Annotated in this window: 21 protein-coding genes and 1 pseudogene; all 22 read right to left on the bottom strand. The window is 40.3% G+C overall.

The window, feature by feature from the left end:
- Window positions 1–37: 37 nt before the first annotated feature.
- Window positions 38–1,270 carry a phage major capsid protein gene (locus EKM61_RS00530; RefSeq protein WP_068376685.1) on the bottom strand — a complete coding sequence of 411 codons (1,233 nt, stop codon included), beginning with the start codon at window positions 1,268–1,270 and terminating at the stop codon, window positions 38–40.
- Window positions 1,270–2,049, bottom strand: a complete 780-nt coding sequence (locus tag EKM61_RS00535; protein WP_068376683.1) for a head maturation protease, ClpP-related — start codon at window positions 2,047–2,049, stop codon at window positions 1,270–1,272. Before EKM61_RS00535 ends, EKM61_RS00530 begins: the two co-directional genes overlap by 1 nt.
- The gene (locus tag EKM61_RS00540) at window positions 2,015–3,220 is read right to left on the bottom strand and encodes a phage portal protein (protein WP_068376680.1); all 1,206 of its coding nucleotides are present in this window, start codon (window positions 3,218–3,220) and stop codon (window positions 2,015–2,017) included. The genes EKM61_RS00535 and EKM61_RS00540 overlap by 35 nt, the downstream gene beginning before the upstream one ends.
- Complete coding sequence (locus EKM61_RS00545) at window positions 3,220–3,444, bottom strand: DUF1056 family protein (RefSeq protein WP_082920239.1); 225 nt, start codon at window positions 3,442–3,444, stop codon at window positions 3,220–3,222. The genes EKM61_RS00540 and EKM61_RS00545 overlap by 1 nt, the downstream gene beginning before the upstream one ends.
- Window positions 3,416–5,323, bottom strand: a complete 1,908-nt coding sequence (locus EKM61_RS00550; protein WP_068376677.1) for a terminase large subunit — start codon at window positions 5,321–5,323, stop codon at window positions 3,416–3,418. The genes EKM61_RS00545 and EKM61_RS00550 overlap by 29 nt, the downstream gene beginning before the upstream one ends.
- A complete protein-coding gene (locus EKM61_RS00555; RefSeq protein ID WP_068225364.1) occupies window positions 5,313–5,774 on the bottom strand; it encodes a phage terminase small subunit P27 family in 462 nt (153 codons plus the stop codon). The genes EKM61_RS00550 and EKM61_RS00555 overlap by 11 nt, the downstream gene beginning before the upstream one ends.
- A gap of 198 nt (window positions 5,775–5,972) precedes the next feature.
- Window positions 5,973–6,440: an HNH endonuclease gene (locus EKM61_RS00560; RefSeq protein ID WP_082920250.1), complete on the bottom strand. Its 468-nt coding sequence runs from the start codon at window positions 6,438–6,440 to the stop codon at window positions 5,973–5,975.
- Between the two features lie 351 nt (window positions 6,441–6,791).
- Window positions 6,792–7,199 carry an ArpU family phage packaging/lysis transcriptional regulator gene (locus tag EKM61_RS00565; RefSeq protein WP_068376673.1) on the bottom strand — a complete coding sequence of 136 codons (408 nt, stop codon included), beginning with the start codon at window positions 7,197–7,199 and terminating at the stop codon, window positions 6,792–6,794.
- Between the two features lie 228 nt (window positions 7,200–7,427).
- The gene (locus EKM61_RS00575) at window positions 7,428–7,757 is read right to left on the bottom strand and encodes a hypothetical protein (protein ID WP_068376670.1); all 330 of its coding nucleotides are present in this window, start codon (window positions 7,755–7,757) and stop codon (window positions 7,428–7,430) included.
- Entirely contained in the window at window positions 7,747–7,905 is a 159-nt protein-coding gene (locus tag EKM61_RS11950; RefSeq protein ID WP_164505757.1) for a hypothetical protein, read from the bottom strand. The genes EKM61_RS00575 and EKM61_RS11950 overlap by 11 nt, the downstream gene beginning before the upstream one ends.
- The gene (locus EKM61_RS00580) at window positions 7,895–8,476 is read right to left on the bottom strand and encodes a DUF1642 domain-containing protein (RefSeq protein WP_075168875.1); all 582 of its coding nucleotides are present in this window, start codon (window positions 8,474–8,476) and stop codon (window positions 7,895–7,897) included. Before EKM61_RS00580 ends, EKM61_RS11950 begins: the two co-directional genes overlap by 11 nt.
- Entirely contained in the window at window positions 8,473–8,970 is a 498-nt protein-coding gene (locus EKM61_RS12180; RefSeq protein ID WP_100077737.1) for a hypothetical protein, read from the bottom strand. The genes EKM61_RS00580 and EKM61_RS12180 overlap by 4 nt, the downstream gene beginning before the upstream one ends.
- Window positions 8,967–9,668, bottom strand: a complete 702-nt coding sequence (locus EKM61_RS00590) for an N-6 DNA methylase (protein WP_068376665.1) — start codon at window positions 9,666–9,668, stop codon at window positions 8,967–8,969. Before EKM61_RS00590 ends, EKM61_RS12180 begins: the two co-directional genes overlap by 4 nt.
- A pseudogene (locus EKM61_RS00595) lies at window positions 9,665–9,829 on the bottom strand (endonuclease); the annotation flags it as partial. The gene EKM61_RS00590 and the pseudogene EKM61_RS00595, both read right to left, overlap by 4 nt.
- Before the next feature lie 316 nt (window positions 9,830–10,145).
- Window positions 10,146–10,304, bottom strand: a complete 159-nt coding sequence (locus EKM61_RS11955; RefSeq protein WP_156520073.1) for a hypothetical protein — start codon at window positions 10,302–10,304, stop codon at window positions 10,146–10,148.
- A 12-nt stretch (window positions 10,305–10,316) separates the two neighbouring features.
- Window positions 10,317–10,886, bottom strand: coding sequence for a hypothetical protein (locus EKM61_RS00600; protein ID WP_068376661.1), 570 nt, complete (start codon window positions 10,884–10,886; stop codon window positions 10,317–10,319).
- 18 nt (window positions 10,887–10,904) lie between these two features.
- A complete protein-coding gene (gene ssb, locus EKM61_RS00605) occupies window positions 10,905–11,351 on the bottom strand; it encodes a single-stranded DNA-binding protein (RefSeq protein WP_068376658.1) in 447 nt (148 codons plus the stop codon).
- On the bottom strand, window positions 11,344–11,589 hold the full coding sequence (locus EKM61_RS00610) for a hypothetical protein (protein ID WP_068376654.1): 246 nt from the start codon (window positions 11,587–11,589) through the stop codon (window positions 11,344–11,346). The genes ssb and EKM61_RS00610 overlap by 8 nt, the downstream gene beginning before the upstream one ends.
- Window position 11,590: 1 nt before the next feature.
- The gene (locus EKM61_RS00615) at window positions 11,591–11,917 is read right to left on the bottom strand and encodes a VRR-NUC domain-containing protein (RefSeq protein WP_068280122.1); all 327 of its coding nucleotides are present in this window, start codon (window positions 11,915–11,917) and stop codon (window positions 11,591–11,593) included.
- Window positions 11,904–12,281, bottom strand: a complete 378-nt coding sequence (locus tag EKM61_RS00620) for a hypothetical protein (RefSeq protein WP_068280118.1) — start codon at window positions 12,279–12,281, stop codon at window positions 11,904–11,906. The genes EKM61_RS00615 and EKM61_RS00620 overlap by 14 nt, the downstream gene beginning before the upstream one ends.
- A gap of 13 nt (window positions 12,282–12,294) precedes the next feature.
- A complete protein-coding gene (locus tag EKM61_RS00625) occupies window positions 12,295–13,572 on the bottom strand; it encodes a DnaB-like helicase C-terminal domain-containing protein (protein WP_068376651.1) in 1,278 nt (425 codons plus the stop codon).
- Complete coding sequence (locus EKM61_RS00630) at window positions 13,569–14,114, bottom strand: hypothetical protein (protein ID WP_125636137.1); 546 nt, start codon at window positions 14,112–14,114, stop codon at window positions 13,569–13,571. Before EKM61_RS00630 ends, EKM61_RS00625 begins: the two co-directional genes overlap by 4 nt.
- Window positions 14,115–14,207 lie beyond the last annotated feature (93 nt).

Here is a 14,207-nt window from a genome sequence, read left to right on the forward strand (position 1 = left end):
GTTGGATCAAAACCATCGTCTGTCTCAGATGGTGCTGTTATTTTGACGCTGCTTGTAAATTCCCCGGTTGGTCTGCAATTGTTGTAAATGTGCCCATGACCATTGCTTCACTATCAGTCACTTCAACGTCAAAACGATCAATGACACGGATCTTAGTGCTGTCATTTTCAAATGCGCCACCACCAATATTGGTTGTTAGTAATGACATTTGTTCGCGATCGAATAACGTCGCAAATTGTTTGCCATCTCCAAAATAAAGTGGGTGTACGTTAGCGGGCGCATCAGCAGTACCAGTATTAACATCTGGTAACCAGCGATCCGAAACTACATGAATAACCTTTCCGCCAATAGTCCACTGATCTGGCAAAGTTACATCCCGTTGGAGCATATAACCGCCCATAGCGTTCTTAACTTTCGCTAAAGAGCCTAAACCACTTTGGTTAGTGATAAATTCGGAAGTTGTCAGTAAGGCTGGATCAAGCGTTGTCAATTCCAAATCTTTAATATCGTCAAACTTAGCTAATGGAACTTTTTTAGCCGTATTAAAGACTTTTAAGATTGCCAAATTACGGGTAACAACAACTTTTTTAGCGATCCATTGGGATAACCAAGTTAAAATATTATCAGCCGTATCTTTAAGCAATGTGTTAGTAATTGTCGTAATGCCAGCGTAACGGTGAATTAAGTACTTAATCGTAGTTAATTTAGGATCATCATTATCACCAATGGTGGCAGTTTCGTCATCTAAATCGGCAAGTGGCGTAACATTAGTCCATTTTTCCCAAACACGTGAACCAGTTGGCATTGTCGTTGCTTCACGATTAACGTATTGTTCCAAAGCGTCATATTGACGCACTAAAGTATTAATAGCGGTTTGAATATCCTGTGGAATTGTAAGACCAATTTGGTTGCCATCAGCATCAGTCGATGATGTGACTAAATTCATAATTTTAGGATCACCATTAACCATGGCTTTAAAATCACTAACAAATCTATCCTTGGTGCTTAATTCATCTTTTGATAATTTTTCTTTATCGTTGTCAACCATGGAAGCCACTTGTGCTGCCCGAGCATTTTCTAATTGATCCTTTAAGGCATCACGCTGAGCAGCCGCATTATCACGCTTTGTTTTTAAATCCTTATAGTCGTCCTCTTTGAAATTATCGTCTAAAACGGCAGCATTTAATTTAGCATTTAAATCAGATACTGACTGCCCTTTGGCGATCCAAGCATCATTAATTGTATTTACATCATTTGTTTGTTTTAACATTAATCTTTCTCCTCTTTTCCAAATAAAATAGCCAGCTTACGATTTTTTAAATCATCGTTTTGCTGACTAATATCATTTACAATTTCATTTTTATTAACTGGAGTAGCTGCATCATTTACTTTGGCTTTGGCCATTAATCCTTGCCATTTGGCTACAGCTGTTTTTGGGACTACAGATCCCACACTGGCAAATGCTTGCAATGGCTGTTTATCCTCAGCTGGTTCATTATCATCATTTTTAAAAGTCATGATTGAATCGGCAAAACCTAATTTAACGGCATCTTTAGCACCTAACCAAGTTTCGTTAGACATTAAATTAAGTAACTCGCCATTATCCAAACCAGTTTTAGCCTCATAAGCATTGGCAATTGATTGATCAATGCCATCAAGCACCTGCGATTCGTGAGCTAAAGCATCGCTATTTCCGCCATCCATCCCTGACCAGGCTTTGTGAATCATAATTTGCGCAGTGGGTGAGATTTGAACGGTATCAGCAGCAACCGCAATTACAGAAGCAGCACTAGCGGCCAGGCCCTGAATTGTGGCCGTGACTTTAGCCTGACAAGATTTTAATAACGTGTAAATTTCCGATGCGGCAAAAACGTCACCGCCGTTGGAAGCAATCTGTAATTCTACAGTGTCACTTGCTTCAGCGGTCGCTAATTGGTTAGCAACTTTCTCCGGGCTTACGTAATTATCCATACCGAAAAAATCATAGAATGATGCCGTGTCATTATCAATGATGTTACTTTTGATCGGGATCACTATCTTCTGATTCATCTTTCTCACCTCCCTTCGCTATTTGAATAACAGTCGGAACCGGAACCGGCTTAGGGTCGGGTATTTCTTCACTAAAGTAACCAGTGTCTTTAAGCAACCAAAGCGCCTGATTAGCGTCGATAACATTAGCCTTTTTAAGATCGCTAACTTTATCCGCGTAAGTATCACCGTTAGCGTCAATGGCAGGTCGTAAATTAATACTGATATGAGTCATGAATTTATCATTTAATTCCGCTAAGATGGCCTGCGCATAGCGATTCAAAGCATTCGAATACATTCCTTGAATCATCGGTAAAGATGACTGCTGGTCACCTTGACCGTTTAAATAAGAATCAGGAATACCATAAACTTTGGCAATCTGCTTAGATGTCCAATCAGTCTGTGATAATAAACCAGCAATGTCATTCTTAATTTCTAGTGGTGTCCATTCTTCCAAATCGTCAATGACTATTGGACCACCTTTTGAGTGATTAACCTGTTGCATAAATTGCCGTGATCTAGCGGCCTTCTTTTTGGCATCAAGTAATCCGCCTTTTGTTTCTTTCAAAACACCGGGCGCCAAAATTGACTTTGCTAAAGCAGATAAAGTTAAATGGTTAGACTGTTTCTTGATTTCCAATTCACTGTGTAAAGCATTTAATGGACTAATGCCAACCATGCCTCCGGAATTGCTCATCAATCTAAAATGTAAGACATTCGACTGCGGCTCATATTCCAACACGCCTTCATCTAGCTCATCAAAGGTAATCGTATAAACAAGGCCGTTGCCGTCTTCTTGTAAAAAAGTACTAACTTGCGATGGACGCAAATACTCTAAGCGAGCAATCATCCCATTGCTGTTACGCCAAATATAAGCAAATGATTCGCCGGCTATTAATAACTGGCTAAACATTGCCTGCCAAAAAGCGTGACCATTGGTTGTTGCACTTGGATTATCAAGAAATGACTGAATCTGCGGCTTATCGGCCACTAATTTCGAGCTCGCTAAGTCACCACTAATTGTTGAAATCACACTATATAAATCAGAATTATGCAGTGCCTTAGTTGCCGAAACGTAATAATTTTCACCACTTGGATTTAAATAGTTGGCAATTTCAGGATCGCTAAAAGCAATATCCTGACCACCAACCGATAAAGAGTTCTTAAAATTATGTGGATTAAATAGCGGCATTAACTACCACCTCCCTTGTTGAAATAAATAATTTCAGTTAATACACCTAGAACAACCAGCGAAATAGCAGTAACAATTCCGCCCCAGAACCAGCTTGCAAAGTATACAGTGACATCTAGTAAAACAATTGCGGCAAAATAAAAAAGACCATCAATATACTTGATAATCCCTTGCCCCAAACGATTTAATTTTTTCTTACCAATCAGAGTCATCACCGCTTTCATTAAGCAAACCTGAATCAGGATTGTTGAACCAATCCAGTACTTCCTTATCGCTCATTCGTTCAACTTGCTTGGCCGGATTATTGACATCGGAAAAATCTTCAAAATGGTACATCCCTTGGTAAAGCGCATCAATCAAGGCGTCCACCACATCAATTTTTAAAGTAGCCGCTGCTTTATCAACTTGAATTCCGATCTTGTCTTCATAAATTTGTGCATTGATTAAGGCCTTTTCCATAATTCGATCGTCTAGCCGGCTGATTGAGCTTTCGACAAAAGCCGATTGTAAGAATTTTGTCGGGTCTTTCAGCTCACTGGTGCGCTGCCGAATATCTTCAATTGGCCACTGGACATTTAATTCAAGCTGTTTGGTCACATTAGTCGCGCCCCACGAATCATAGCCAAAAAATAAAACGTCCAAGTTGTGATCCTCAACAAAATTTAACAGCCACTGATAAACTTGATCATCATTGATTAAGCCTTGCGGATGACTAGTAATCGTGCAAAATCCTTTAGCCGCTAGCTCCCGATAATTAATGCCATCTTGTTTTTCCTTAGCGTCAATTGAACCTGCCTTTTGCCACGGAATAAATGAGTGCTGCCGTAAATGCCACATTCGCTTACCTGTGATCGGATCGCTATACGGAAAAGCAAAGCCGATCGCAGTATTGTCGGAAAACATGGAATAATCATAACCGATATAGACTTGTCTGTTTTCAATTTCAAAGTCTGGCACAATAGCTCGCTCAATATCAGCAAGTTTTAAGTATGAGTTAGTGGCTTCTTGCAGCCAGAGATTTAGGTTTTTGTTCTGAAAGTCAGCAATCTCGCCGGTCATACTGTCACTATCTCGTTTGCCAGTTAAGCCTGAAAGCAATTGACTAGACTTATTTTTCAGTCCTAGCAGCGGATTAGATTTTATCCAAGTTTCCGGTTTATAGGTTTCGTCAAGCGAATCTTGACACCAGATCAAACATAAATAATCATCAGCCTTACGATCAAAATCCTGTTCCATGTTTTGCTGCATCATTTTTTCGTCGTCATGAAACGGCACCGACGGGTCTGGATAAGCGGTCGATATCTGAATAAATTGATGATTATCAACATCGACTTGCCCGGAAATAATCTTAGATATTTTTTGACGTGTTTTAAGTTCACCAATTTCATCAAAGACGGCGGTCTTAAAATGAAACGAATCATATTGCCCGGATTCATGACTAATTGCCCGTAAAACATTATTGGATTTAGTCATAATAATCTGATCACTTTGAGAACTTAGTAACCTAGGATTTAAGCCATTTTCTTCTGCATAAGATTTAAAAGGTTTGATATCTAAAATCTTACGTAGCATGGATTTAACATAGCCAAGCAATTTACTAGTTTGCTTAAAATTAATTGAAGCTACTAAATAGTCTTGGTTAGATAAGCCAATTGATTCGATTAAATAACTATAAACAGTGACAATTGCCATTAAATAGGTTTTGCCTTGTGCACGAGCAACTGAAACGATTGCTCGTGCAAACCGTTTGCCACCAAGATTATTACGCCAGCCAAACAATTGAGCTAAAACAAAATTTTCCCATGGCATCAATTTACTAGGCTTGCCGGTATCAACATCTGGACAAATACTAGCAAATTTTAAAATTCTATTGGCATCATCCACACTATAAGAATAAAAAAAATCAGGACTACCTTGTCGTTGTAAATCGCGCAAGTGTCTGAAAGCTGCTAACTTAATAAAGTAACCAGTTATAATTTTTTCGTCTAAAACATCAAAAGCATATTTGGTTGCGGCGTCTTTAAATTCCTTACGAATGTTAGAAAAGTCAATTGCCTGATAAGCGCCCAGCACATCATGTGTTTGAGTTAAATCAATTTTCATTACTAAAGAACTCCTTCATTTGTGCCTCGGCAGTTTTATCAGGTTTCTTTTCTGGAATAATTGCCATTAGTTCGGCTCTGCTTTTTGGCGATAATCCCAACTCAGATCCGATCTTAGCTAGACTTTTAATCGCAGAATCATAAATCGAAGTCATTGGATTACGCTTATAACCAATAAAATCAGTTCCAATCTTTTCACCAGCCGCATTTTGCACGGTTTTATAAATTGGTTGCACTTCACCGTTTTCTTGTATGTGCTTATAAGAATTTCGGTAAATTTCATATTGAGTTGCATACATTTCAACCAATCCGCTGTCTGGTCGCTTAACATTACTTTGTTGCTCTAAAAAAGGGACAATCTTACGCCAGGTTACTTTCGCTTGGCGTCCCAAATAGTCAGGAGGAGTCATCGACAATTTACCATGATTGACATCTTTATCACGCTTTTTCAAAGTATTGTCATCTCCTTCTTCCTGATTGACCCCCATTGGCTAAAATTGTTTAAAAATGGCATCCGCCATAAGACGCGGGTAATGTGTGCGCTCTGCTGAAATCAATTTTAAGGGGGGCTATTGAATTTTAATCTTCGACTTGGCTAATTACACTCATAAATTTAAAGCCGCTTAAATCGCACGATAGGTGCCAATAAATCAATTGTTCATTAACACAACGATTGACGATACATCATTGATTGGTGTTACACTTTTCAACTCGTTACCTTGACCTGTGCCATAAGTTAGTTGTTCCCAATCAGTCTTGAGTCGGTGACACTTACCACAGATGACAGCTAAGTTATCAACACTTGCTTTTAGTTTGTCATCGAACTCAATGGGAACGATGTGATCAACCGTCTTGGCAGGTGTCAGTCTGCCTTGCTGCTTACAGTACTGACATAAGTAGTGGTCTCGGTCTAACACTTGCCGTCTAAGGTGTGACCACTGTCGCGTCCGATAGAAGTTGTACTGCTGTTGCTTATCATCGCTACGATTGCGTGTGACTGTGTTGTACTTGTGAGAGTACTGCTTAGCATGTGATCTAGCCCATCGCTGTCTGCTTGCTAAGTACTCGGCCTCATGCTCATGGTGCTGCTTGCAGTAATGGTCTGGCAGTTCAACCATGGCGTGACAGCCTGGCAGCCTACATCGTCTAACTCTCGCCACGTTAACATCTCCATATAAATAAGCGCCCATCTCTGGACGCCAATTAGGGTAAGAACATTACTATTAAAGGAGGAATCTGTTGACCCAAAGGCCAATGCTATTAGTAGGAGTCGAACCTACCAATAGCCATCCTGTATCGTGACAGGCCACATAATGAGTGATGATGTGGTTCATGGCTTTATATAGCAACTTAATCCATATCCTCTCCATCACTCAACACTAATAGAATAACGCTGTATAACGAATAAAACGGCCGGACATTGCCTCACGTTTGCCTCACAAAAGGTTCAAGAAAGTCTCACAAAAGCCTCAATTAAATACCATTAGTTCCTCATAATTAAATGATTCTGCAAACATTATGATAGCGTCTTTCTTTGTTCTATCAAACGTTGACTTTGCCATGTGCAACTCATAGGCCATTTCAACGTTGCTTATATTATCCCGGATATATTGTTCATTAATGATAATTTGACTTACCTCATCTAATGATGCCACCGCTCTTAATATTTCTGGAACTTCTTCTTCGGCTATTAATCGTTCTTGAATTCGATGTTCATTATTATTATCGATTGATTGGCTGTGCGGCATTCCTGTCATAGCAGGCGATTGCAGCACCGTCAGTTTGCGACCTGCTATACGTCGCAATCGGCGATAATTTTTTAGCAGTCGCTTAGCCTTGTCACACGTTTCATCTTCGTCCAAATTATCCAGTATCACTGCAACCGCCCCTTATGATATAATTAGTTGTTGGACTAAAGGGATGGCTGCCAGTAATGGTGGCTTTTTTTATTGCCAATCATCTACCAGATCACCTCAACAATAGTCATTGCTGGTATTGTCCACCAGTCGGGCATGTCATACGCTGCGTCCAAAAAGTTGTCGGCTTTATCGTAAGTGTCGAACGTTGCGATGGCCTCGTGTGAAAACATATCTTGGCACTCATACTTAATTGTTATTGTCAGTCGCCTTTTTAGCTTCAGGAATAAACGCATTCATAGGTAGGCGCAATTTGTTGCCGTCCTTTAGCCTCACCATATAGCAGTTCCCATCACTGACAGATGGTTCTCTGATGAAGTCGATGCTAACAACATCACGGTCTGAATGACGCTCAACTGGGTTGTTATGTTGCCCATCCCAAACCATTTTGAAATGTGGTTCATCGTACGGGTGCCCGACTTCAATCACCCTTGTTGTCTGGAATATGCTGCCGTCATTAGGATTCTCATCGTGATCCATCAAGGACAGGCTTTCTAGCCTGATTATTTTATTTCTCATCGTCAGTCACCTCCACAATAGTCATTGCAGGAACAGTCCACCAATCTGGGTAGTCCGCTGATGCGTCGATAAACTCTTCTGCTTTTTCGTATGTCCTAAATGTGGCAATTACTTCACCACCAAACATATTGCGACATTCATACCTCATCGTCAGTCACCTCCAAGGGCTTAATTGCCTTTACCCATGCTGGTGCGGCGTCGATGTCCGACTGGGTGACGGTGTATCCGTGTTTGACGGCATCGTCAGCGCCTAAAGCAATTGCGTCAGGCCGCCAGTTTCCAGTTTCTTTGACTGCGTAATATTGAGCGCTTCCGTGCATCTGATAGTTGTGGTAGTCAGTGCCGGGCATTGGCAGCACGTACCGCTTAGGTTTCTCGACCGTCCAACCGTTGACGTAAGCATTCATCAGTAGCTTCTCCTTGTAGGAACTACCAGTATGATCAGAAATGTACGATGCTGGGAAGTTATTATCGTCATGTGCACCTTCAACGATTTCGGCTTGCTCTTTGGTTAGGACTACCTTTTTAGGTTCCTCAACGAGCGTGACAACGTGGCCGCCACGCTCACCAGCCACTAGTTCAGCCACTCGTTCAGCCTGTTTCTTTCTAATCGTTGTAGTGGGATATGCAATTTCTGATGACCAGAAACCGGAATTAGCCGAAAAGTCCCAGTATTTGCCTTCGTCGTTCTTTACCATGTACAGTTTTTCTTCGCTCATTTTTCTTCCTCCAATTTCACTATCTCCCCAGTTTCTTCAACACGCCAGACACCTAGCACCCATGCACGGGCAAAAGTTCTCTGATATTCAATTATCCATGCTAAGGTCTCGCTAAACTTATATCCGTTTTTGGCCGTGTCTAAGACGCCCAGCAAATTAGTTTGCCCGTATGCCGATTGCAATATCTCCTCCACCTCTTTCGGAATAACCGGCAGATCATCTGGCAAGGCGGCATCATAAATAAAGGTGGCTGGGAACCCTTTGACATGCGCATCTTCAACGATTTCGGCTTGTTCCTTGGTCAGGACTACCTTTTCAGGCTCCTCAATCAAGGTGACAACGTGACCACCATTCTCAAAAGCCACTAGTCCAGCCTGTTTTCTACTAGTCGTTGTAAGGCAATCTGGGAATTCTCGTCTCCAGAAACCGGAATTACCAAAGTCCCAGTATTTCCCTTCATCATTCTTTACCGCGTACAGTTTTTCTTCGCTCATTTTTCTTCCTCCTTTACCGCTGTTAATTCCTGAATGACTTCGTTGTATATTGCGGGTATCTCTGTTGATTCAATATGATTTTGTTCAGGTTCTAGCCATTGTCGAATATCAAATTCTTGTTCAACGTTTTTGCTGTGTGGCATCACATTTACTGTGCTGAAATGCAAGTAGTCGTCTTCATCGTTTTGAATGAAATATACTTGTCTAGCAGCTCGCGTCAGACTGTCACCATGAACAATCGTTGCGTTCATGCCACGAATGGCACAATTTAATATCAAAAACGGCAACGTGCTATCGCCAAGCTCTTCCAAATGATAAAAATACATGCTTGGCCGATAGTCCCACGGCGTGTGCTTCAAACGGTCTTGTTGCCATCGTTGAATCATCATTGATCCGGTCCCAGCCGCAACCTCGTAATACTCGCTACTGTCATTCGAGCCTACCAGCATGTTCCCGAGCTTGCTAATACTCTCCGGAGTGAAATCTTGTTTCTTGTCTTTTCGGTCAGCTTGAACGCTCATGAAATATTCTGAGAACCAGTCATGCGATACGTCTGTGCTAACATCTAGAAATTGCTTAAAAAGCTTGTTACGCTTTTGCTGGTCCATGATAATGCCCATCAATGCGGATGGTGCCTGCTGTGCTTCGCGAACGCCCAACAGTTTGTGAACGACATCTGCTGTAAATTTGGTCATCATTTGAGTACCTCTCTTTTCGCATTGACTGACTTTACAGCTTGATTGGAGTAATCCTTGATACTCTGTGCGTCTTCGATTGCCTGTGATAAGTCATTGTTTGTCTGTTTCGTGGCTTCTAACTTAGATGTAAGGTCATTGATTGTCTGCTGCTTAACCTCAACTGTTATTGCTGGATCAGCGTCTGTATCTGGTCCCCAAAATCGGTTGCCTTGGCAATATGAGCATAATTTATCCATTTATTTCACCTCTAAATTTGGGTTTTATCGCGTGATTTATAAACTCACTTTATTGCCTTGACTTCCTTTATTAATTCTTCCGAAATAAATCCCCCTATTAAAAATAATCCAGCTATTTGCCAATAATGATGGTCCCGGATTAAAAATGGAATGCTTATGCTTGTGTAGAATATTAATGTGCATAGACTGAAAATCACTAATCCAATAAATATTTCAAACAAGAACTTTAAGAGCCTTACTTTCATACTTTCACCTCTATTTTAACTGCTAACAATCGTTTTAACCGGCGCCAACGCTTTCTTGCTGGTGCGATTGGTTTTGTAAATAAATCAGGAAAATACTCAGCACCATGAACAATAAGTAAGTGTTCCCAATCTGATTTTGTTTTTATTTCTTTCATAGTTGCCTCATATTATCGTTTGTCGTGTACGTTAAATATTTCGTGGCTGTAAGCTAGATTGCTAAACTCTCTGGACGTTAGTCCTAAGCGACTGGCAATGTCTTTTATCAACACGTTATCGTGCTTCCACCGCCTTATTTGCGCTAGATTAGGCTTGATGTATTTTTCATACGTAGTTAGTTCTTCACGCGAATTGGGCTTTAAATTGTTAGAATATAAAACCTCTTTGATATAAGACTCAGATGCCTTGGCCGTGGCCGAAATCTCTTTCAGTGTTAATCCTTCATGATGATATTTAAGGATCAGGCTCTGCATGGCTGTATGCTTTTTTTCAAACTTTGGTAGCCTGTGAATACCTTTAATACTCATTCCAGATGCCATTAGGCTTTTCAAATTAACAACGATATACCCATTTCCGCCTAGCAATGTTTTGCTATCCTTTTGATCTGGCAACACCGGATCAATCAACGCACTATTCTCATAATATTTTAAAATTCTACCCTGAAAGTTACGGAATACGGAATCACCATGCTTGTATTCTTTAACCGTAACTGTGTCATTAATTTTTATGTTTTCAGTCATTATCCTGTCTCCCAAGATTTAGAATGGTAAATCATCGTCAGAAATATCAATTGGATTACTGCCTGCAAACGGATCACTCGGCTTTGCAGACTGTTGCTTAGCAGGCTTGTTATTACCTTCCGACTTATTATTAGATTGGCCGCTGCCTTTTGAATCTAGCAGCGAAAAATTATCAACAACGACTTCTGTCACATAAACACGCTTGCCGTCTTTATCGTCGTAGTTACGTGTTTGAATACGACCATCAATTCCAATTAGTGACCCCTTGTGCGTAAAGTTGGCTAGATTTTCTGCTGGTTTACGCCAAATCGAACATTCAACAAAGTCACTTTCGCGCTCACCATTTTTACTTTTAAATTGACGGTTAACTGCTAGTGTAAAGCTGCTTACTGCTGCTCCACCAGAGGTGTAACGTAATTCAATATCACGTGTTAACCGACCAACTAGTACTGCTCTATTAATCATCTGCGTAATCTCCTTGAGCCACCGATTTATGGCTATAGTTTTTAGTTAAAGTAACATTTTTATCCGTTACTACTTTGGCGCCAAGGCGTTTAAATATATTTGCCCATACGTTGGCGCTATCGCTTGAGTTAAACCGCATAATTTCAGTTTCATTTGTTGTGATTGGCAACTTGGTTTCTCCGAAAATATGTTCCCTTGGTTTACTCAAATATCCGTTTTGTATTTCAACTAAGTACACTCTAAAATTCTCCCTTACAAATCTTGATCGCATCATCAGCACTTCTGGCCACGCCGTAGTTAAATCCCCAATCAGCAAACGATTTGGCCCATTTATTTTGATCATCCCTTAAGCGTCCTGTTTTGGTTTTAACCTCAATAAACGAGGCTTGCCCGCTTTTAGCAATGGCCAATAAATCTGGTGTGCCATTTGGAACCCCAGTGTTAAACATATAACCTCTAGCAAGACGCATCTGACCAACCGGTAGCCGTAAAACTAAGTACCCTAGATGCTCCAGAGTATCTCTAATTTCGCGTTGGATAACAGTTTCAGGATTAGTCCTGCTCATGTGGTGATGCCTCTCTTTCTCGCTTATGTTTCTCATTTAATTTATCCAACAGCGGTGCCCAACGACTATATATATTTGCTAGGGAAACATTTGATTCAGTGCCAATGGCAAATGATAAATCCGATTCATACAGCCCAACACCCTGCTTTTGTTCATATTCTGCCTGCTTATAAGCCTGACTTAGCATCGGTTCAGCATGACTTAATGGCTTGCCTTTTTTCCGCAGTGACTTGCACATCTGCAACCACGCATCCAATATTTCGACCACAAACAGGCTATATTTAAAATTAAACTGAGTCATGATAGTATCAATTTGCTTAATACTCTCTAGATAAAATTGTTTAAACTCTTCATCCGTCACCATGACTCAATCCTTTCTAAAATCGTTCTGCAAATTTTTGTGTGTCTTTGTAAAAATTAAAATACAGCTTGGTCAACTTACCCTCACGGTTTTTCTTAATATCTAAACAGACAACTTGAAAATTATCGTCATTGGCCTGATCATCAACATTGCTTAAAAATGCCACCTTGTTGGCGTCTTGCTCAATGCTGCCTGACTCTCTTAGATCCGCTAAATCATTACTTTGTCTTTGCTGTGAAGCCCGATTTAATTGGCTCAGTAAAACGATCGGAATGTCTAATTCTTGAGTGGCCTTCTTGAGTTCGCGTGTAATTGATCCAACTTCAGTTGAACGTGTGTCGCTCTTGCTATCAGAATGAACCAGCTGCAAGTAATCAACGATTGCCATATAGTGCCCTGATTGGCAGTCCGCCGCACGCTGTCTAATCGTTCCGGTTATTTCCCCGGAACTTTCAATATTCTTGTAAATCGTTAAACGGTTATCATTTAAGAATTTCATTGAAGCCAATACTTTTAGTTTTTCTTTCTCGTTCATTTGTTTGTTAGCGTTGTAGAATTTTCGGGCTGGTATCGCGCTAATCATGGCACCAATACGGTCGTATATTTCGCTATCACCCATTTCAAGCGAAAAAATATCAAGCTTTAATTTAGGATCACTTCTAAGCGATTGAATTGCCAAGTTGGCGCTAAATGCTGATTTACCAACAGCAGGCCGTGCGCCAATAACAAATAAATTATTGCCCCTAATACCGCCATTTAATGCATCATCAAGATTGCTATAAGTCTTAATTCCCTCTGGCGTATCGCTATACAACTTGGTTTTCATTTCGTCATATAATTGCGACATTGATTTATGCGGTTTGCTAATCTTGTTATTGACCATATCAAGTTGTTTTTTTAGTCGATCAAGGTTATTAGTATTTGGATCTGAGGCATAATTAAATGCTGCACTAGCCGCTTCAATTCGTTGATGTTGGTTACGCATTAGGATGATATCCGCCTCATATAGCTGAGAAACATGTTCATTTTGGCTGAAATCATATTGCAAAATTGCATCCCAAGTATCGTTGCTAATCTCACCGCCATGTTGAAAATTAAACTTAGAAACGAATTCTGCAGACCCTGAAAAATCACCATTTTCTTGAATAAGTGTTTTAACAATATTGCGGTAGTTAGGAGCGAACCATTCTGCTTCAATCTTTCCAAGTTTTATCAACCCTGGGCTGTTAATCAGAGTTGCAATAATACTCCGTTCTAGTGGCATATCATCAATTTTTATAGTTGGCTGATTCATACGCTCACCCCTTGGTAAATCTCAAGCACATAATCATACTCAATCGGTCTATCAGCACTGGCCTTAACCTGCTCATAAATTTCTGGTGCCGTTCGGCCAGCATACTTAGCGTTCTTTATTCGTTCAACTAATCTAGATTTAAATTGCTGTTCTGCCTCTTCCGGACTTAGTTGTGTTCTTTTTGGTTCAGAGGGGTGTTGCTTCTTGTACTCGGCCCTAGCCTTTAGTGTCAGCTGTTGATATTGTTTTCTGAACTTGCTTGCAGACAAAATATTAGTTGACCAGAACTCATCATTTTCAGTCCACTTGATTAGATTGCGAACCTTGTTAATATCCCGCTTATCTAGTTCAACGATCTTTCTCATATCGTCTGCCCATTTTTGTAAATTGGGTTCTTTAGTACTAGGGTCATTCCGCTTGATTAAATCAAAGAGTGATTTAGCCAGTTTGAAATAATCACTTTGCTCGTCGAAAACGCGTTTGCGACAAGAAGTACTTTTATTATTAATACTTGTAGTATTCTCTTTAACAATATTGTGCATAGGGTCTTCACTTTTTGAGACTGTAAAATAGTTTGTGTAAGGATGAATGATTCCTTAAATTAATTTTCAAAAACATTAGAAAAAGGAGTTCCT

Source organism: Loigolactobacillus backii, assembly GCF_003946275.1.
Classification (GTDB): domain Bacteria; phylum Bacillota; class Bacilli; order Lactobacillales; family Lactobacillaceae; genus Loigolactobacillus; species Loigolactobacillus backii.